We start from the raw sequence: 20,101 nt of genomic DNA, 5'->3' as shown, positions 1-20,101 counted from the left end.
TTGAAATCCTTATGAAAGAACGAATTATAACCATAATGGATAAAATCCGTTATGGTTTTTTTATACCATTCGGCAAGTTGATTCACTACATAAATCACAAGACTACAATATATATTTCAGATGCGAAAACGTGTACGAATTTAGATGCGAAAACACACTTAAAAGTAAAAGATATGCCGTAATAGCAATAAAAATAGCATACGAATAATGGTGCGAATTCGTATGCTAAAGACAATGGATTTTACGTTTTGTACCTCTAAAGTAAACTACTTAGTATCTTTACGGTCAACCCTTTTGTTTGGAGTATATTTTATATGATAGGAGCTGGTTTATTCGATTCTGTCTTTATCATCCCATCGGGTGAGGATTCTAACTGATTTACTCCGTTTATGTATTTCATCTGTTGCTTCGGTTACACACTTTTTTTGAAATTGAATTTGCTCAGCAAGAAAGCCGGCTTCGAGTTTGAACGTAACATCTGACTTTAAGGATAAACGTCTTTCTACTAAGGGTCCGTTCATTTCGAATGTCATTTCATTTTTCTTTTGTTCTATTACGTTTAAAGTTCCCCAACCTGCTTCATTGAAAAACGATATGAGTTCTTCTGTTGTTTGAAGGGGGAATCTTCTAGAAAGCTGTTTTCCTCCCCAGTATAAAATATCGGGTGAATGCTTTCCTAAAATGTCTGGTATTAACATATCCCTTAAAAGCTCATATCCGAAAATTGGAACGGACTCCTGATGTATTTCTTCCTTTTTCTGTTCCAAGTAAATCCCCTCTTTCTATAAAACTATTATATACATGACTCATAAAATTATCATCCCAATACATTAAAAAAATGCACATGGGATATTTTGGTGGGATAATTTATTTACACTATTTATTTGAATTTTCCAACAAATAAAGCGAGGAATCACTCGTTTTACTTGTTATCTATTTATTAAAAATATTTTTTCAGTATTGTCGAATTTATGTATACGTTTTCTTGACGCTTCCACTCCTTGAGAGTAAAATGAACATGTCACATTATTGTTACAATATAAAGTATGTATCGTCGTCTAGTGAAAATAAAAGCATTAGAAAACGAATTCATATTTTATGATTAAGGGGGGTAAATCATGGCTGGAAATCGAGAATTTAATTATCGTAGGCTTCATTCATTACTAGGTGTTATTCCAGTTGGATTATTTTTAACGCAACATTTAGTCGTGAATCATTTTGCCACAGGTGGGGAAGAATCATTTAATCAAGCGGCGCATTTTATGGAGAGTTTACCTTTCCGTTATTTCCTTGAAATTTTCATTATCTTCCTTCCATTGTACTTCCATGCAATCTATGGAATTTACATTGCTTTCACTTCAAAGAACAATGCTACTAAATTTGGCTATTTCCGTAACTGGATGTTCTTACTTCAACGTGTAACTGGAGTCATTACGTTTCTTTTCGTTACATGGCATATTTGGGAAACGAGAGTAGCAGCGGCATTTGGAGCTGAAGTGAATTTTCAAATGATGGAAAACATTTTAGCTAATCCATTGATGTTAACATTCTATGTTCTAGGTGTACTTTCAACGATTTTCCACTTTGCAAATGGCCTTTGGTCTTTCTGTGTAAGCTGGGGAATTACAGTTTCACCTCGTTCTCAATTAATTGCTACATACGTTACGATTGGAATTTTTGTTGCGTTATCTTTTGTTGGTATGCGCGCCATTTTCGCTTTCGTATAAGCACAATCAATATACAAGTCTAATAGATAAGAAATAGTATGGGAACTTTGGTAGGAAAAGGAGTGAGTCACGATGAGTAAGGGCAAAATCATCGTAGTCGGTGGTGGATTAGCCGGCTTGATGGCCACAATTAAAGCAGCAGAAGTAGGAGCGGAAGTAGATTTATTTTCATTAGTACCTGTTAAACGTTCTCACTCTGTATGTGCTCAAGGTGGTATTAACGGAGCCGTTAATACAAAAGGAGAAGGAGATTCTCCTTGGGAACATTTTGACGACACAGTGTATGGTGGAGATTTCTTAGCAAATCAACCACCGGTAAAAGCAATGACAGAAGCAGCACCGGGAATCATTCACTTATTAGATCGTATGGGAGTTATGTTTAATCGTACTCCTGAAGGATTGCTTGACTTCCGTCGATTTGGTGGAACACAACATCACCGTACAGCCTTTGCAGGGGCGACCACGGGTCAACAATTATTATACGCTTTAGACGAGCAAGTGCGTCGTCATGAAGTTGCAGGATTAGTAAATAAATTTGAAGGATGGGAATTCCTCGGAGTCGTCATTGATGACGAGGGAGTAGCGAGGGGAATCGTTGCACAAAACCTTCAAACTATGGAGATTAAATCCTTCGCCGCAGATGCAGTCATTATGGCTACAGGTGGACCTGGAATTATCTTTGGTAAATCCACTAACTCTGTAATCAATACTGGATCAGCAGCATCTATCGTTTATCAACAAGGGGCTTATTATTCCAATGGTGAATTTATTCAAATTCATCCAACGGCCATTCCAGGAGATGACAAGCTTCGTCTCATGAGTGAGTCAGCTCGTGGTGAGGGTGGACGTGTTTGGACTTACAAAGATGGTAAGCCTTGGTACTTCCTTGAAGAAAAGTATCCTGCATATGGAAATCTTGTACCTCGTGATATCGCGACACGTGAGATTTTCGATGTATGTGTAAATCAGAAACTGGGTATAAACGGTGAAAACATGGTATACCTAGATTTATCTCATAAAGATTCTAAGGAGCTTGACATTAAGCTTGGTGGAATTATTGAGATTTATGAAAAATTCATGGGTGATGACCCTCGTAAGGTTCCAATGAAAATCTTCCCTGCAGTTCACTATTCAATGGGTGGATTATGGGTTGATTATGATCAAATGACCAATATACCAGGTCTATTTGCGGCTGGTGAGTGTGATTACTCTCAACATGGTGGAAACCGTTTAGGAGCTAACTCATTACTTTCTGCAATCTATGGTGGTATGGTTGCAGGACCAAATGCAATCAAATACATCAACGGATTAGAAAAAACAGTTGAATCTGTTCCTTCTTCTTTATTTGACCGCTATGTGAAGCAGGAAGAAGAAAAATGGAACAATATTATGTCTATGAATGGTACGGAAAATGCGTATGTCATTCATAAAGAGCTTGGGGAATGGATGACTGACAATGTAACGGTTGTTCGCCATAATGACAAGCTTAAGCAAACGGATGAAAAAATTCTTGAGTTGATGGAGCGTTATCAAAACATCAACATTCATGATACAGCTAAATGGAGTAACCAAGGGGCAATGTTTACACGTCAGCTTTGGAACATGCTTCAGCTAGCTCGTGTTATTACTATTGGGGCACTTAATCGTAATGAAAGCCGTGGAGCTCATTACAAGCCTGATTTCCCAAAACGTAATGACGAAGAATTCTTGAAAACAACAATGGCAAAATACAATAGTGCTACAAATACACCTGAATTCCATTATGAAGAAGTTGACACTTCGTTGATTCCACCACGTGAGCGTGACTATTCTAAGAGCAAAGGGGGAAATAAATGATGAGTGAAAACAAAAGAGTGCGTTTTATTATTACTCGTCAAGACAGTCCTGAAACAGCCCCTTTCCAAGAAGAGTTTGAGCTAGATTACCGTCCGAATATGAATGTTATTTCCGCTCTTATGGAAATTCGTCGTAATCCAGTGAATGCTAAAGGGGAAGAAACAACACCTATCAATTGGGACATGAACTGTTTAGAAGAAGTTTGTGGAGCATGTTCTATGGTCATCAACGGTAAGCCGAGACAATCTTGTACAGCTTTAGTTGATCAATTAGAGCAACCAATTCGTTTAGAGCCTATGAAAACATTCCCGGTAGTCCGTGATTTACAAGTGGACCGTAGCCGTATGTTTGACAGCTTAAAGAAAGTGAAAGCATGGATTCCGATCGATGGAACCTATGATCTTGGTCCAGGACCACGTATGCCTGAGAAGAAACGTCAGTGGGCGTATGAACTTTCAAAATGTATGACATGCGGTGTATGTTTAGAAGCGTGTCCAAATGTAAACAGTAATTCAGATTTCATTGGGCCAGCACCACTATCACAAGTTCGTCTCTTTAATGCACATCCAACGGGTGCTATGAACCAAGATGAGCGTTTAGAGTCAATTATGGGAGACGGTGGACTTGCCAACTGTGGTAATTCTCAAAACTGTGTGCAATCTTGTCCTAAAGGAATTCCTTTGACAACTTCTATTGCAGCATTAAACCGTGAAACGACCTTCCAAATGTTTAAAAATTTCTTTGGAAGCGACCATATGGTAGATTAATAATTCCTTCATTTCTAAAAAGCACTTTCTTATATAAGAAAGTGCTTTTTTTGATGTTTATAAAGGCTGTCTTCTTGTAGGTTTGAGCATTTACTAATGCTCGATTAATTATTCCTTTCCTTATCCATCAGGCATACATAGTAAAAAGTTATCGCTTTTTTCTGTCTAATGGTTCCTAAATCCAACTAAAACGTATATAATTATCAAAAAAAGAATGAATCTTCATTCATTTATTACTTTTATTAAAAGGAGGAGCCAAATTGAAACATATTACATACATTAAAGATATAGCTACATGGAAAAAAGAATTTTCTTTTTCCCTTCCAATTAAAGTTCGATTTTCAGAAACGGATATGTTTGGTCATTTAAACAATACAATTCCATTCACATATTTTGAGGAAGCAAGAATTGAATTCTTTAAAAGTAAAGGCTTTATGCAGAATTGGGTAAGGGCAGATCATGAAACCATTCCAGTTGTAGCAGATTTACAGTGTGATTTTGTTAAACAAGTATTTTTTGATCAAAAACTGAAAGTCTATGTTAAGGCAAATAGTGTTGGAAATTCATCTGTGGATTTACATTATATGGGGATGGATGAAAAAGAAGAGATATGCTTTGTAGGTAGAGGGACTATGGTTCAAATTTCAAAGAAGAATGGAAAAGGTGTTTCGTGGACGGAAGAGATGAGATCTAAGCTCGATTGTCGTTCAATTGTCTCTAGCTAAACATGGGTGTGCCATAAATATTGCCTATTTTTAAATTTACCTCCTCCTCTATGTCACTCTAAACCTTACCTTCACATATTATATTCTGACGACCAACAATACCCATCCCCGCGGTTTAAAGCTGGCGAAGGCAAGGAGGGTTACCATAATTGAAGGACAATGATTATACACACAAACCGTTGCTCACCAAAAGAGAAAAAGAAGTATTCGAACTGTTAGTTCAAGACAAAACAACTAAAGAAATTGCTAGTGATTTATTTATTAGTGAAAAAACAGTTCGAAATCACATTTCCAACGCCATGCAAAAGCTTGGAGTGAAGGGGCGATCTCAAGCTGTAGTAGAGCTTCTTCGCATGGGGGAACTCAAGCTTTAAATGTAAGGGACTGATTCTTATTCACACAAACTTTAACTGGTTTCATTCCTCTGATGCCTTTTAGTGTTTGGATGAGAGTCAGTCTCTTTTAGTGAAAAGGGTTATTTACTATCTTGAATTTTTAGTGAAAAAAGGTGAAAATGCTAGTAGGACAAAGTGTGATAGAATGGTATTGCCATGAATGTATTAGAAATGGAAGATAATAGCGAGGTAATTTACGCTATCTTTGATAAAAATAAGTTTCTGTGATTTGAAAAAGGAGAGTAAACATGACGCATTCTAAAACCCCATCTACTAGTGATATACAAGTAGTTGCAGATATTGAAAAAGACTTACGATACATATCCTCAATAATTAAACAAAAGGGTCGAGAAATCCTCAGTCAATATACGATTACCCCCCCTCAATTCATTGCACTTCAGTGGTTATTTGAATATGGAGATATGACAATTGGAGATTTGTCGAATAAAATGTATCTTGCCTGCAGCACCACGACTGATTTGGTGGATAGAATGGAGAAGCATCAGTTAGTTGAACGTGTGAAAGACGAAAACGATCGCCGTGTAGTACGTATCCATATGCTTAAAGAAGGCGAAAGAATCATTGAAGAAGTAATCAATAAAAGACAAGATTATTTACAAAGTGTATTGAAAGACTTCTCAGAGACTGAAGTGTTATTATTGAAAGATAATTTAGCAAAACTTCACCAAGAAATGAAATAAGAATGAGGGAATATTGTGATTCAACCAATTGGCATCATTGATTCAGGAGTTGGGGGCTTAACGGTCGCAAAAGAAGTAATGAGACAATTACCGAAAGAAACGATTTATTACTTAGGAGACACGGCTCGTTGTCCTTATGGTCCTCGAACAGCTGAAGAAGTGAAGAAATTCACATGGGAAATGACGGAGTATCTATTACAATATGATATAAAAATGCTGATTATTGCTTGCAACACTGCTACTGCTGTTGTGTTAGATGAAATACAAACCCATTTGGATCTCCCTGTTATAGGAGTTATTCATCCAGGAGCAAGGGCGGCAATTAAGCATACAGTGAACAAAAAGATTGGTGTTTTAGGAACTGTTGGAACGATTAATAGCGGTGCCTATGTGGAAGCTCTTCATTCTCTACATGGAAGCCTCGAGGTTTCGTCTCTGTCGTGTCCTAAATTTGTCCCTTTAGTAGAAAGTGGCGAGTACAATAGCAGCATGGCAGATTCTATCGTAAAAGAAACCCTGACTCCAATAAAGAATCTTGATTTGGATACATTGATATTAGGTTGTACCCACTATCCACTTTTACAAGGGAAAATTCAAGCATTTATGGGGTCAGAGGTAAGCGTAATTAGCTCTGGTGATGAGACTGCACGAGAGGTTAGTACAATTTTAGATTATTATAATCTACTATATAGAGGAATTCAGCTACCTTCTCATCGTTTTTTTACAACGGGCTCTTCTTACATGTTTTCAGAAATTGCATCTGATTGGTTAGCCATTGGAGATGTCCAAGCAGAAACCATTCGATTATAGACTTTGGTCTATGTCGGATGGTTTTTTTGTGGAAAGAGGAAGGTTTGTCAATTTTTTCTCAAAGTTTCGGTCTATTTTTTTAAAAGGCTCGTATACATATAGTACAAACTGTCTTTTAGGAGGTTACCGGAATGGCAAAGAAAGCGAAAGTGTCAATTGCTGTAACAGTATTAGCATCTTCAGTATATCTTTCAGGTTGCGGGTTACTTAGTTTTGGTGATAAAGAAAAGATTGATCCTCCTCAAGATGTCTCTTACTTAAAAGAAGGGGAAAAAGTTGATACAGCTAAAGAGGGGAACGAAGGGGATGACACAGTAAGCAACCAGGAAGACGCTGCACTTACGGTGATGACAGAGCTTTACTTAATTGATAAAAATGGATATGTCGTATCACAATCGTTACCTCTTCCAAATAATGAAAGTGTAGCGAAACAGGCGCTTGAATATCTTGTTGTAAACGGCCCGGTTGAAAATGTATTACCGAATGGATTTAGAGCTGTCCTGCCTCCAGATACTCAAGTGACAGTGGATATTAAAGATGGTACGGCAGTAGCTGATTTTTCACCGGAATTTAATCATTATCAACCAGAGGATGAACAAAAAATTCTCCAATCTATTACTTGGACGTTAACCCAGTTTGATTCTGTTGAAAAAGTGGAGATACAAGTAAACGGATATCCTTTGAATGAAATGCCTGTTAATGGGACACCAATAGATGAAGAGGGCTTAACAAGAAAAGTAGGGATTAACATTGACACTTCGGGAGTAGTTGATCCAACGAGTACGAAACCTTTAACGGTTTACTATGTGTCACAAACCGATGATAAAACCTATTATGTGCCTGTTACAAAGCGAGTCAGCTCAAACTCTGTTGATGAAGTGAAAGCAGTTGTTCAAGAATTAATTGATGGACCAGGCTACTCTTCTTCACTAGTAAGTGACTTTACGGGTGCCGAGCTATTAGACGATCCTGAACTTAAAGATGGAACGGTTACATTAAATTTTAATGAAGCAGTTTATGGAAGTTTGGAAGAAAAAATGGTATCGGAACATATGTTAAATTCACTTGTCCTATCTTTAACTGAACAAAAGGGAATCAAAGGGGTGTCCATCCTTGTGAATGGGGAAGCAACAATTGTTTCTAAAGATGGTGAAACAATTACGGAGCCGGTAACAAGACCAGAAAAAGTGAACTCAATTAGTTTTTAAATATCAATTTTTTGATATACTATTATAGAATCAATGAAGAGAGGTTGGCATACTGCCGCCTCTTATCTTTTTGATAGGAATCTTTTACATAACAAAATGAAGTGCTTCACTATTATAGGAGGGAAAAGCATGAGAACAGATGGAAGACAAGTAAATCAATTACGATCAGTAGACATACAAACAGAATATGTAAAGCATCCAGAAGGATCTGTTTTAATTACGGTTGGAGATACAAAAGTTATTTGTAATGCAAGTATTGAAGAACGAGTTCCTCCATTTATGAGAAATAGTGGAAAAGGGTGGATCACAGCAGAATATTCTATGCTGCCAAGAGCAACAGATACGAGAAATATCCGTGAATCATCTAAAGGGAAAGTATCAGGAAGAACGATGGAAATTCAACGTTTAATTGGACGAGCTTTGAGAGCGGTTGTTGATTTGGACGCTCTTGGTGAACGAACCATTTGGATTGATTGTGATGTCATCCAAGCTGATGGTGGAACGCGTACGGCTTCCATTACGGGAGCGTTCATTGCCATGAGTATTGCCGTTGCTAAACTACAGGATAATAAAAAGATTTCGTCATTTCCCTTAAAGAGCTTCCTGGCAGCTACAAGTGTTGGAATTGTGGAAGATCACGGAGCGGTTCTCGATTTGAATTATATTGAAGATAGTAGTGCGCAGGTTGATATGAATATCATCATGACTGGTGAAGGTGAATTTGTAGAACTTCAAGGTACTGGAGAAGAAGCTACATTTACCATCGATCAGCTACATGAAATGTTAAAGCTTGGTCAAGATGGAATTCAAGAGTTATTTCAAATACAGAAGGAAGCATTAGGAGAAATAGCAGAAAGAATAAAGGGATGAGGTTAGATTGATGAAAAAAGTAATCATTGCCACGAAAAATAAGGGGAAAGCAAAAGAATTTCAGCAAATGTTTGCTCCATATGGATATGAGGTACAAACATTACTAGACCTGCCTCAAATTGAGGATGTAGAAGAAACAGGTGTAACATTTGAAGAAAATGCCATTCTTAAAGCAGAAACCGTAGCTCAGGAATTAAGAGCTTTAGTTATTGCCGATGATTCGGGTTTATCCATTGATGCTTTAGATGGTCGTCCTGGGGTTTACTCAGCTCGTTATGCAGGGGAAGACAAGAGTGACGAAAGGAATATGGTAAAAGTATTAGATGAATTAGAATCGGTTAAAGATGCTGACCGTACAGCTAGGTTTCACTGTGTATTGGCAATTGCCGGACCTGGAATCAAAACAGAAACCGTAACAGGTACTTGTGAAGGACGCATTTTAAACGAAAAAAGAGGAGACAATGGATTTGGATATGATCCAATCTTTTTTGTTCCTTCCCTTAACAAGACAATGGCGCAATTAACTCCCGAAGAAAAAAGCAGTATTAGTCACCGTGGGAATGCCCTAAAACAATTAAGGGAAAGAATCTCAGACTTTATTTAAGGGTGAGGATAATGAAACTATTAATCGTTAGTGACAGTCATGGCTCAACAGAAGAAATTGAGGAGCTTTCCAACAGGTACTATTCTGAAGTAGATGCAATGATCCATTGTGGTGATTCAGAGCTTAATGCTGATGATGAAGCGATCTCCTCCTATCTATCAGTCCGTGGTAACTGTGATATGGATACACGATTCCCTGAAAATCTAGTTGAGAATGTTAAAGGGAATCCGATTCTCGTCACTCATGGACATCTTTATGGAATAAAAATGTCTTTAATGAAGTTACGTTACAAGGCTGAAGAAGTAGGAGCTAAGTTTGTTTTCTTTGGTCACTCTCACACTTTAGGGGCTGAAATGAGTAATGGTACTCTATTTTTAAATCCTGGAAGTATACGATTACCTCGTGGAAGACAGGAGCGAACGTATGCAATGGTGGAAGTTATGGAAAACAAGATAACCGTTACATTTTTGACACATGAGCATGAAGTGATGGATGATTTGACACAAGTGTTTACTATTTAACATGAATGAAAAGGGCTCATGAATGAGCCCTTTTCATTTTGTTAGTGATTCCATTGTAAGTTAAGTGTTTTTCATATGAATATAGTTTTAAAAAAAGTTCTAAAACCTGTTGACATCTTAATGCTATGTGAATATAATAAGTATTGTCCTTAAAAAACAAATCAAGTCCCAGTAGCTCAGCAGGATAGAGCAACGGCCTTCTAAGCCGTCGGTCGGGAGTTCGAATCTCTCCTGGGACGCCATTAACCTACATACTTTAAGCTTACCTTCCAAAGGTAAGCTTTTTTTGTTATATAAGAAATAAAATGCTAAACTATTATCAACTAAAAAGTATAGGCAGGTACGTATATGACGAAGGAAAACCAAAACAGTAATGGAAAAATCGTTTATTTTCCTGGATTAAAGGACAGGCTTTTGGAAAAGGGTGTTCAAGCATTAGAAAAAGGAGATATCCATGTATCTTCTGAGCTCCTGACACAAGCTTATGAATTAGATCCAGAAAACCCTGACATTAATACAGCCCTAGTCTTATCCCTCTATGAAGGTAAAGAGTATGAGCAAGCAAAAACTATTTGTAAAGAAATGCTCCTTGAAGGAATTGGTGATTATTTTGAAGTTGTTGATATGTATATAATGATTCTGATTCAACTTCATCAACATACTGAGGTAGTCGAGACGATTCATGCATTATTTGACGAAAAGGAAGTTCCTTTCGAAAAAGAAGATCATTTCAAAAAATTACTTCACTTCAGTGAAAAAGTATTAAACGGAAAAGAGCCGTTGCCTTCATCAAAAGAAATCGTGCAACAGACTTCTATATTAAAAGGTAAAAGTCTTGAAGAGCAAACTATACTTGTTGCAGAACTTGTTCACCGGAACATTCGACCGTTTTTATTGGAATTAGAATTGATTTTAAAGGATTCTGACGCACATCCGTTCCTGCAAACGATGATATTAAATGTATTCAGAGAACATGGGATTGAAAAAGAAGTGGTGGTTTCAAAGTTAAAGAAACAGGAAGTTGTTCGTCCTTCAACACTTCAGGATATGTTTGAATCAGAAATTTTCACAGAAACAGTAAGTGAAATAGAGGACTTACTACAGCAGAGAAATCCTACATTGCTTCAGCACGTTTTAGAACTATATAAGCGTCATTCGTTTCTCATGTATCCATTTCCTTTACAAGGAAAGCAAGAAGATTTGGCTATTGTGTATGGGTTTTATACTGCAAGTATGTTTTCAGATACCGTTCTTGAAGATGAATTAAGGGAACATATCGAGGGAAATCCTGATTGTGAGCCGATTCTTCATAAATTAAAGGAGCTAGAGGAAATTTCCTCTCCTACTATTTAAGTGCTCTCTGTTGAAAGAAAGCCGCTGTATGTTATAATATAATGGTTGCAATGTAAAAGTTTTTTATATATTTACGATGATAGTGCTAGATTTCATACGGGACTATCTACTACTATGCGTAAAAAAAATCGATCAAATATAGATTGTTGGAGGGAATAGTATGTCAGCAAAATGGGAAAAGCAAGAAGGAAATCAAGGAGTTCTTACAATTGAAGTAGAAGCTGCAAAAGTAAACGAAGGTTTAGACGCTGCTTTTAAAAAGGTTGTAAAACAAGTAAATGTACCAGGATTCCGTAAAGGGAAAATGCCTCGTGGAATGTTTGAAAAACGTTTTGGTGTTGAATCATTATACCAAGATGCTTTAGACTTCATTTTGCCAGAAGCTTATGCTAAAGCGATTGAAGAAACAGGAATCGATCCTATCGATCGTCCAGAAATCGATGTTGAGCAAATGGAGCAAGGAAAAGATTTAATCTTCACTGCTAAAGTACAAGTGAAACCAGAAGTTAAACTTGGTGAGTACAAAGGCTTAGAAGTTGAAAAAGTAGAAACAGAAGTAACTGCTGAAGATGTTCAAGCAGAACTTACAGCACTTCAAGAAAAACAAGCTGAGCTTGTAGTGAAAGAAGAAGGCAAAGCTGAAGAAGGCGATACAGTAACAATGGATTTCGAAGGATTCGTTGACGGTGAAGCATTCGAAGGCGGCCAAGCAGAGAACTACTCTCTTGAACTTGGTTCTGGTCAATTCATTCCAGGTTTTGAAGAGCAACTAGTTGGTGTTGAAACGGGCGAAGAGAAAGAAGTAGAAGTATCTTTCCCAGAAGAATACCATGCAGCTGAGCTTGCTGGTAAACCAGCAACGTTTAAAGTGAAAATTCACGAAATCAAAACTAAAGAACTTCCAGCTTTAGATGACGAATTTGCAAAAGATGCTGATGAAGAAGTAGAAACATTAGCAGCACTTAAAGAAAAAATCGAAAATCGTCTTAAAGAGTCTAAAAAGACTGAAGCAGAAACAGCAGTTCGTGAAACACTAGTAGAAAAAGCATCTGAAAATGCAGAAGTTGAAATTCCTGAAGTAATGGTTAACAGCGAAGTTGATCGTATGATGCAAGAATTTGAACAACGTCTTCAAATGCAAGGTATGAACTTAGAGCTTTACTTCCAATTCTCTGGTCAAACAGAAGAAGATCTTCGTGGTCAAATGAAAGAAGATGCTGGAAAACGCGTTCGTACGAACCTAACATTAGAAGCTATTTCTATTGCTGAAAATCTTGAAGTAACAGATGAAGAAGCTGAAGAAGAAGTAAGCAAAATGGCTGAACAATACAATATGTCTGTAGACAACATCAAACAAGCATTAGGTGGACTTGATACTCTTAAAGCGGACCTTAAAGTTCGTAAAGCAGTAGAATTCCTTGTTGAAAACAGCAAAACTGTAGCATAATTAAAATAGAAACAAGGCGCGATTTATTTCGTGCCTTGTTTTTAAAAAATTCAAATGAAAATTCATCTTACTTTATAAAAAGTAAATAGGTCTATATCGTAGACTCTACATTTAGTGAATATAGTTTCGTTTTATAAGAAGAATAAGAACCATCTTTTTTGGATAAACCTTAGTAAACAGGGTTTGTTTTTTATATTATTCAATACATAAGTTTCCTTACATCTACTTACGTAAAATGGATACCATAAAAATAGTAGCGAATTAAAATATTTGCTAAAAAACGTGTTACATAATAAGATAATTCTTATAGAATCGTATCAATTTCATTGCCAACATATATTATGATAAAATGCAGTACATAACTTGATGGTAAGTATATTGTAAGGAAACGTTCGTTTTTAGGAAATAGTACACAATTTAATGAAGTTTTAACTAAGGGGTGAAAATCATTGTTTAAATTTAATGATGAAAAAGGACAGTTAAAGTGTTCTTTTTGTGGTAAAACACAAGATCAAGTACGTAAATTAGTCGCAGGTCCAGGTGTATATATATGTGATGAATGTATTGAGCTATGTACTGAGATTGTAGAAGAAGAGCTGGGTACAGAAGAAGAAGTTGAATTTAAGGATGTACCGAAACCTCGTGAAATCAGAGAGATTTTGGATGAGTATGTCATTGGCCAAGACCAGGCAAAAAAATCCCTGGCTGTGGCTGTTTATAACCACTACAAACGTATCAACTCCAGTAGCAAAGTAGATGACGTTGAACTATCTAAAAGTAATATCGCTATGATCGGACCAACTGGTAGTGGTAAAACATTACTTGCACAAACTTTAGCACGTATACTAAACGTTCCATTTGCTATTGCAGATGCTACTTCTTTAACAGAGGCAGGATACGTTGGTGAAGATGTGGAAAACATTTTACTAAAATTAATTCAAGCTGCTGATTACGATGTAGAAAAAGCAGAAAAAGGAATCATTTACATCGATGAAATCGATAAGGTAGCAAGAAAATCTGAGAATCCTTCTATTACTAGAGATGTTTCTGGTGAAGGTGTTCAGCAAGCGCTTCTAAAAATTCTTGAAGGTACAGTAGCAAGTGTTCCTCCTCAAGGTGGACGTAAGCACCCTCATCAAGAATTTATTCAAATCGATACATCAAATGTTCTATTCATCTGTGGTGGTGCCTTTGATGGTATTGAACAAATTATTAAGCGTCGTTTAGGACAAAAAGTAATCGGGTTTGGATCTGATCCAAAAAAAGCCGATGTGAAGGAAGAAAAATCTCTACTTACTAAAGTAGTTCCAGAAGATTTATTAAGATTTGGTTTAATTCCTGAATTCATCGGTCGTTTACCTGTTATTTCTAGTCTTGAACCACTTGATGAAGAAGCATTAGTAGAAATTCTAACGAAACCTAAAAATGCACTAGTAAAGCAATATCAAAAAATGCTTGAACTAGACGACGTAGAATTAGAATTTACAGATGATGCATTAATCGAAATTTCGAAGAAAGCAATTGAGCGTAAAACAGGAGCTCGTGGTCTTCGATCAATTATCGAAACGATGATGCTTGATGTAATGTTTGACCTGCCTTCTCGTGATGACATTAAAAAATGTATCATCACAAAAGAGACAATTCTGAATGATGCCGCACCTCATTTAATGTTAGAGGATGGCACAATCATTGATCCGAATGAAGAAACAAAAACGTCTGCATAATTAATGCCAAAAATCCTAGAATGAATTTTCATTCTAGGATTTTTTTATTAGGTTTTTTCAATGTCAAACAGTGTGTGCAAGATGGTGAGAGGAACCGCTTCGCTTGCAGCCAGCGTACGGTCGTTTTTCCTCAGAAGTCTAGCAGTTCCCCTCACCATATACAAGGAATTACGTGACAGAGCTTAAAAGTCGAAAAAATCTTTTAGTATACAGATTTTCTAAGATAGAAACTTAAATCGACCACTTTTTTCTTTTGGAAAACTGCTTTTAAATGTTTATTGTATTTAATAAAAAACTCATGCTTCGAAAGTTGGTTGGAGCGGAAGGTACTCGACTCCTGCGGGAATAGCGGTACAGGTGAGACCCCACAGGCGAAGCTGAGGAAGCTAACCGCCCGCCCCGCGGAAAGCGAGTATCCTGCAGCGGAAATCAACTATTATTTTCTTCGATAAAATAGCAACAAACCCTAAGAAACAAACCTTACGGTAAAGTTTTAAATGATGACAAGTTCTATCAATTATGACTTAACCAATGTACTCTTTTTACGCATATTGCCTCTGATCAAGGTACCTTCCGCTTTTCGAATTTCCTTGTTTATTCCCACATGGTGAGGGAGATACTAACCGTTAACAACATGTATCTACTTGGAGGGAGAAGAATGAGCTTTACTAGTATCGCTTTATTTATTCAGTTATTCTTCGGGATCATCATTGGGTTGTATTTTTGGAACTTATTAAAAAACCAACGAACGCAAAAAGTATCCATTGACCGTGAATCAAAAAAGGAAATGGAAGAGCTAAGAAAGATGAGATCCATATCCTTAACGGAACCTCTGGCTGAAAAGGTTCGACCATCTAGTTTTGATGATATCATTGGTCAAGAGGATGGAATTAAATCACTAAAGGCGGCTTTGTGTAGCCCCAATCCACAACACGTTATTATTTACGGTCCACCAGGTGTAGGGAAAACAGCAGCAGCTCGGCTGGTTTTAGAAGAAGCCAAAAAAATGATGAAATCCCCTTTTCGTCAGTCAGCCGTATTTGTTGAGCTGGATGCTACAACCGCCCGATTTGATGAAAGAGGAATTGCCGACCCGTTGATTGGATCAGTACATGACCCTATTTATCAAGGGGCAGGTGCAATGGGACAGGCTGGGATTCCACAGCCAAAGCAAGGAGCTGTTACAAACGCTCATGGCGGAGTTTTGTTTATTGATGAAATTGGTGAATTACATCCTATTCAAATGAATAAACTGTTAAAGGTCCTGGAAGATCGAAGAGTCTTTTTGGAAAGTGCTTATTATAATGAAGAAAATCATCAAATCCCCAATCATATACATGATATTTTCAAAAATGGCCTTCCGGCAGATTTCCGCCTAATTGGGGCAACTACACGTACTCCAAACGAAATTCCACCAGCTATTCGATCAAGATGCATGGAAGTTTTCTTTAGAGAGCTAGAACAGGATGAAGTGAAACAGGTGGCAGCTAGAGCGGCAGATAAGGTGAATATGCAACTGAGTGAAAAGGGTCTTGAAATCCTTTCAACATACTCACGAAATGGTCGAGAAGCAGTAAATATGGTACAAATCGCCGCTGGAGTAGCCATAACAGAAAATCGTAATGAAATCCTGGACCATGAATTAGAGTGGATCATACAATCAAGCCAACTGAGTCCGAGGTATCAAAAGAAAATTAATGAAAAAGCTTCTATTGGTCTTGTAAATGGATTAGCCGTAGTCGGTCCTAATACAGGTTCCCTATTAGAAATTGAAGTGACAGTGATTCCGGCTTCTGAAAAGGGCTTAATTAATGTAACAGGTATTGTGGAAGAAGAAAGCATTGGAGATCGAAGTAAATCCATTAGAAGAAAGAGTATGGCTAAAGGATCAATCGAAAATGTCATAACCGTTCTTCGTTCTATGGGCGTTCCGGCAGATCAATACGATATTCATGTGAATTTTCCAGGAGGTATTCCTGTTGACGGTCCTTCTGCCGGTATTGCTATGGCCCTTGGGATATACTCAGCCATCTATCGAATTCCCATAAAACACAATCTTGCTTTAACAGGAGAAATCAGTATACATGGAATGGTAAAACCGGTAGGAGGAGTTTATCCTAAAGTGAAAGCGGCAAAAATAGCCGGTGCAACCGTAGCGATCATTCCATATGAGAACCAGCAAGGGATTTTAAAGACTATTGAAGGCATAGATGTAATACCGGTGGAAACGTTTAAGGATGTATTAGACTTAGCTTTACTTAAAGAGCCAATAGCTCAAAAAGACACAATATTAACCGAAAATAAGAAAAGTGTTTAGTATATGACCGGTTCGGGTCTATCCGAATCGGTTTGCTTTTGAAGCAGAGGAGACACACAAGTGTAAGCTAAAGTTGTATATACCTATTTAATAGACACTACCTAGTAAATAAGTTAGAATTGTACAAAGGCTTAGAGCAAATTTTGGAGGTGTTAGATGTGGCAAAAAAGAATAAATTAACGGTTCCCCTCCTTCCATTAAGAGGCTTGCTTGTTTATCCAACTATGGTCTTACATTTAGATGTTGGACGTGAGCGCTCCGTGCAAGCTTTAGAAAAAGCCATGATGGATGATCATTTAATTTTCTTAACTACTCAAAAAGATATGAATATAGATGAGCCGACACAAGAAGATTTTTATGAAATGGGAACATTGACAAAGGTAAAGCAAATGCTGAAATTACCAAATGGCACTATAAGAGTTCTTGTAGAAGGCTTGAATCGAGCTTCCATTTCTTCATTTACAGATGAAGACGAATACTATGAGGTAGAGGTTGAAGACTTTAAAGATTCTGAGAAAAAAGAATCAGAAACAGATGCTCTTATGAGAACCTTATTAAATTATTTCGAGCAATACATAAAATTATCAAAAAAAGTATCTGCAGAAACATATTCTACTGTTTCTGATATAGATGAACCAGGGAGACTAGCCGATATTGTGGCTTCACACCTTCCGTTGAAAATGAAGGAAAAGCAGGCGGTACTAGAAACTCTAGACATTAAAAAGCGCCTTCAAATGGTGATTGAAACCATTAACAATGAAAAAGAAGTATTAAGCTTAGAAAAGAAAATTGGTCAGCGAGTAAAGCGTTCCATGGAAAGAACTCAGAAAGAGTACTACCTAAGAGAACAAATGAAAGCCATTCAAAAAGAGCTTGGAGATAAAGAAGGAAAAACGGGTGAGGTTGAAGATTTAACATCTAAAATCGAACAAGCCAATATGCCTGAAGAAGTAGAACTGACAGCGTTAAAGGAATTAGCCCGTTATGAAAAGGTTCCTTCAAGTTCTGCTGAAAGCTCTGTGATTCGTAATTATATAGAGTGGCTTGTATCTTTACCTTGGTCAACCGAAACTGAAGATCAATTAGATATCAAACGTTCTGAAATGATTTTAAATCGTGATCACTATGGACTTGAAAAAGTAAAAGAAAGAGTTTTAGAGTATCTTGCTGTTCAACAATTAACAAAGTCTCTTAAAGGACCTATCCTTTGTCTTGCTGGACCGCCAGGAGTAGGGAAAACAAGCTTGGCTCGTTCCGTAGCTGAATCCTTAGGACGAAACTTCGTTCGGGTATCATTAGGTGGAGTTCGAGATGAATCAGAGGTTAGAGGACATCGCCGTACGTATGTAGGGGCCATGCCGGGAAGAATCATTCGTGGAATGAAGAAGGCAGGAACCATTAACCCAGTTTTCTTATTGGATGAAATAGACAAGATGTCAAGTGATTTCAGAGGAGACCCTTCTTCTGCAATGCTTGAAGTACTGGACCCTGAACAAAATTCTACTTTTAGTGATCACTATATTGAAGAAACCTATGATTTATCGAAAGTGATGTTTATTGCAACGGCCAATGACTTGTCTACGATTCCTGGACCATTAAGAGATCGGATGGAAATCATTACGATTGCCGGATACACTGAACTAGAAAAAGTGAACATTGCAAAACAACACTTATTGCCTAAACAGATAGAGGAACACGGATTAACGAAATCCAAGCTTCAAGTAAGAGACGAAGCGATTATTGACATCGTACGTTATTATTCACGTGAAGCCGGAGTTCGTAGCTTGGAACGTCAGTTAGCGGCTCTTTGTAGGAAAACAGCAAAAATTATCGTTTCTGGCGATAAAAAACGTGTAATAGTCACCAGCTCTAACATAGATGAATTTTTAGGGAAAAAACGATTCCGATACGGTCAAGCAGAAACGGAAAATCAAATCGGGGTTGCCACTGGTCTTGCTTATACAACGGTTGGTGGGGATACTCTGCAAATAGAGGTTTCATTAGCTCCTGGTTCTGGTAAGCTTGTATTAACGGGTAAACTAGGAGACGTTATGAAGGAATCAGCTCAAACTGCTTTTAGTTATGTTCGTTCAAAAGCAAAGGACCTTGGTATAGATGAAGGGTTTTATGAGAAACAAGACATTCATATCCACGTACCTGAAGGGGCTGTTCCTAAGGATGGACCATCAGCGGGTATAACGATTACGACGGCTATTGTTTCAGCATTAACAGGGAAATATGTTAGTCGTGAGGTAGGAATGACTGGGGAAATGACACTTCGAGGGAGAGTACTTCCAATAGGTGGAGTAAAAGAAAAAACATTAAGTGCTCATCGTGCTGGAATTAAAACCATTATTCTTCCAAAGGATAATGAAAAGGATATTGATGATATTCCTGAAAGTGTAAGGGAAGATTTAACTTTCATCCTTGCTTCCCATATTGATGAAGTCTTAGAGAAAGCATTAGTAGGTGAAAAGAAGTGAAAGTAAATCAAGTTGAATTAGTTATAAGTGCAGTGAGGCCTGAGCAATATCCCGAGGATCATCTTCCGGAGTTTGCCTTAGCTGGCCGATCAAATGTAGGGAAATCATCTTTTATCAATAAGATGATTGGTCGTAAGAGCATGGCAAGGATTTCGTCTAAGCCTGGTAAAACCCAAACCTTGAATTTTTATAAAATAGAAGAAACGTTATATTATGTGGATGTACCTGGTTATGGATTTGCGAAAGTCTCAAAGACTGAACGAGAGGCATGGGGGAAAATGATTGAAACATACATCACATCCCGTGAACAATTAAAAGCTGTATTGTTAATTGTTGATCTTCGTCATCCACCTTCAAAAGACGACGTGATGATGTATGATTTTCTAAAGCATTATGGGTTGTCCTGTATTGTCATTGCTACGAAAGCAGATAAAATTCCAAAAGGGAAATGGGAAAAACATTTGAAAGCAACAAGAGAAACGTTGAATATGGATAGCGACGATCATCTTATAAAATTTTCATCTGAAACCGGACTTGGAAAAGATAAAGCATGGGATGCCATTAAATCATATTATAAATAACAAATGGACGCTCTAATCGTATTAAACGATTG

The 20,101-nt window shown here is 37.3% G+C and carries 18 protein-coding genes and 1 tRNA gene; 18 read left to right on the top strand and 1 reads right to left on the bottom strand.

The window, feature by feature from the left end:
* Window positions 1-329: 329 nt before the first annotated feature.
* Entirely contained in the window at window positions 330-767 is a 438-nt protein-coding gene (locus IQI_RS10270) for a YslB family protein (RefSeq protein ID WP_064092546.1), read from the bottom strand.
* A 351-nt stretch (window positions 768-1,118) separates the two neighbouring features.
* On the opposite strand from IQI_RS10270, the gene IQI_RS10265 reads away from it, so the two are divergent.
* The 18 genes from IQI_RS10265 to yihA all read left to right on the top strand — a co-directional run bounded on the left by IQI_RS10265 (window position 1,119) and on the right by yihA (window position 20,069).
* On the top strand, window positions 1,119-1,727 hold the full coding sequence (locus tag IQI_RS10265) for a succinate dehydrogenase cytochrome b558 subunit (protein ID WP_064092545.1): 609 nt from the start codon (window positions 1,119-1,121) through the stop codon (window positions 1,725-1,727).
* Window positions 1,728-1,799: 72 nt separating this feature from the next.
* Window positions 1,800-3,563, top strand: coding sequence for a succinate dehydrogenase flavoprotein subunit (gene sdhA, locus IQI_RS10260; protein ID WP_064092544.1), 1,764 nt, complete (start codon window positions 1,800-1,802; stop codon window positions 3,561-3,563).
* The gene (gene sdhB, locus IQI_RS10255; RefSeq protein ID WP_064092757.1) at window positions 3,563-4,330 is read left to right on the top strand and encodes a succinate dehydrogenase iron-sulfur subunit; all 768 of its coding nucleotides are present in this window, start codon (window positions 3,563-3,565) and stop codon (window positions 4,328-4,330) included. Before sdhA ends, sdhB begins: the two co-directional genes overlap by 1 nt.
* Before the next feature lie 260 nt (window positions 4,331-4,590).
* Window positions 4,591-5,055, top strand: a complete 465-nt coding sequence (locus tag IQI_RS10250) for an acyl-CoA thioesterase (protein ID WP_064092543.1) — start codon at window positions 4,591-4,593, stop codon at window positions 5,053-5,055.
* 149 nt (window positions 5,056-5,204) lie between these two features.
* Complete coding sequence (locus IQI_RS10245; RefSeq protein ID WP_064092542.1) at window positions 5,205-5,429, top strand: helix-turn-helix domain-containing protein; 225 nt, start codon at window positions 5,205-5,207, stop codon at window positions 5,427-5,429.
* A gap of 269 nt (window positions 5,430-5,698) precedes the next feature.
* Window positions 5,699-6,151 carry a MarR family winged helix-turn-helix transcriptional regulator gene (locus tag IQI_RS10240; protein ID WP_064092541.1) on the top strand — a complete coding sequence of 151 codons (453 nt, stop codon included), beginning with the start codon at window positions 5,699-5,701 and terminating at the stop codon, window positions 6,149-6,151.
* A 15-nt stretch (window positions 6,152-6,166) separates the two neighbouring features.
* Window positions 6,167-6,961 carry a glutamate racemase gene (racE, locus tag IQI_RS10235; protein WP_064092540.1) on the top strand — a complete coding sequence of 265 codons (795 nt, stop codon included), beginning with the start codon at window positions 6,167-6,169 and terminating at the stop codon, window positions 6,959-6,961.
* A gap of 131 nt (window positions 6,962-7,092) precedes the next feature.
* Window positions 7,093-8,169, top strand: coding sequence for a GerMN domain-containing protein (locus IQI_RS10230; RefSeq protein ID WP_064092539.1), 1,077 nt, complete (start codon window positions 7,093-7,095; stop codon window positions 8,167-8,169).
* Between the two features lie 129 nt (window positions 8,170-8,298).
* Window positions 8,299-9,039 (top strand): ribonuclease PH, encoded by a 741-nt coding sequence (gene rph / locus IQI_RS10225; RefSeq protein ID WP_064092538.1) that lies wholly within the window; start codon window positions 8,299-8,301, stop codon window positions 9,037-9,039.
* Between the two features lie 10 nt (window positions 9,040-9,049).
* Window positions 9,050-9,643: an XTP/dITP diphosphatase gene (locus tag IQI_RS10220; RefSeq protein ID WP_064092537.1), complete on the top strand. Its 594-nt coding sequence runs from the start codon at window positions 9,050-9,052 to the stop codon at window positions 9,641-9,643.
* Between the two features lie 11 nt (window positions 9,644-9,654).
* On the top strand, window positions 9,655-10,164 hold the full coding sequence (locus IQI_RS10215; RefSeq protein ID WP_064092536.1) for a metallophosphoesterase: 510 nt from the start codon (window positions 9,655-9,657) through the stop codon (window positions 10,162-10,164).
* A gap of 165 nt (window positions 10,165-10,329) precedes the next feature.
* Window positions 10,330-10,406 (top strand) — tRNA-Arg (locus tag IQI_RS10210).
* Between the two features lie 106 nt (window positions 10,407-10,512).
* Entirely contained in the window at window positions 10,513-11,517 is a 1,005-nt protein-coding gene (locus IQI_RS10205; RefSeq protein WP_064092535.1) for a tetratricopeptide repeat protein, read from the top strand.
* 160 nt (window positions 11,518-11,677) lie between these two features.
* Window positions 11,678-12,964 (top strand): trigger factor, encoded by a 1,287-nt coding sequence (gene tig / locus IQI_RS10200; RefSeq protein WP_064092534.1) that lies wholly within the window; start codon window positions 11,678-11,680, stop codon window positions 12,962-12,964.
* A 449-nt stretch (window positions 12,965-13,413) separates the two neighbouring features.
* Window positions 13,414-14,688, top strand: coding sequence for an ATP-dependent protease ATP-binding subunit ClpX (gene clpX, locus IQI_RS10195; RefSeq protein ID WP_064092533.1), 1,275 nt, complete (start codon window positions 13,414-13,416; stop codon window positions 14,686-14,688).
* Between the two features lie 658 nt (window positions 14,689-15,346).
* Window positions 15,347-17,005: an ATP-dependent protease LonB gene (gene lonB / locus IQI_RS10190; protein WP_064092532.1), complete on the top strand. Its 1,659-nt coding sequence runs from the start codon at window positions 15,347-15,349 to the stop codon at window positions 17,003-17,005.
* A 158-nt stretch (window positions 17,006-17,163) separates the two neighbouring features.
* Entirely contained in the window at window positions 17,164-19,488 is a 2,325-nt protein-coding gene (gene lon / locus IQI_RS10185; RefSeq protein WP_064092531.1) for an endopeptidase La, read from the top strand.
* The gene (gene yihA, locus IQI_RS10180) at window positions 19,485-20,069 is read left to right on the top strand and encodes a ribosome biogenesis GTP-binding protein YihA/YsxC (protein ID WP_064092530.1); all 585 of its coding nucleotides are present in this window, start codon (window positions 19,485-19,487) and stop codon (window positions 20,067-20,069) included. The genes lon and yihA overlap by 4 nt, the downstream gene beginning before the upstream one ends.
* Window positions 20,070-20,101: the final 32 nt, after the last annotated feature.

This window comes from Rossellomorea aquimaris TF-12 (genome assembly GCF_001648555.1).
GTDB classification, from domain to species: domain Bacteria; phylum Bacillota; class Bacilli; order Bacillales; family Bacillaceae_B; genus Rossellomorea; species Rossellomorea aquimaris.
This window is presented reverse-complemented; position numbering and strand designations above follow the sequence as displayed.

Bases quoted from the DNA above. Each gene is read 5' to 3' on its own strand.
- IQI_RS10265 (WP_064092545.1), top strand. From the start codon at position 1,119: ATGGCTGGAAATCGAGAATTTAATTATCGTAGGCTTCATTCATTACTA.
- sdhA (WP_064092544.1), top strand. From the start codon at position 1,800: ATGAGTAAGGGCAAAATCATCGTAGTCGGTGGTGGATTAGCCGGCTTG.
- sdhB (WP_064092757.1), top strand. From the start codon at position 3,563: ATGAGTGAAAACAAAAGAGTGCGTTTTATTATTACTCGTCAAGACAGT.
- IQI_RS10240 (WP_064092541.1), top strand. From the start codon at position 5,699: ATGACGCATTCTAAAACCCCATCTACTAGTGATATACAAGTAGTTGCA.
- IQI_RS10230 (WP_064092539.1), top strand. From the start codon at position 7,093: ATGGCAAAGAAAGCGAAAGTGTCAATTGCTGTAACAGTATTAGCATCT.
- rph (WP_064092538.1), top strand. From the start codon at position 8,299: ATGAGAACAGATGGAAGACAAGTAAATCAATTACGATCAGTAGACATA.
- IQI_RS10220 (WP_064092537.1), top strand. From the start codon at position 9,050: ATGAAAAAAGTAATCATTGCCACGAAAAATAAGGGGAAAGCAAAAGAA.
- IQI_RS10215 (WP_064092536.1), top strand. From the start codon at position 9,655: ATGAAACTATTAATCGTTAGTGACAGTCATGGCTCAACAGAAGAAATT.
- IQI_RS10205 (WP_064092535.1), top strand. From the start codon at position 10,513: ATGACGAAGGAAAACCAAAACAGTAATGGAAAAATCGTTTATTTTCCT.
- tig (WP_064092534.1), top strand. From the start codon at position 11,678: ATGTCAGCAAAATGGGAAAAGCAAGAAGGAAATCAAGGAGTTCTTACA.
- lonB (WP_064092532.1), top strand. From the start codon at position 15,347: ATGAGCTTTACTAGTATCGCTTTATTTATTCAGTTATTCTTCGGGATC.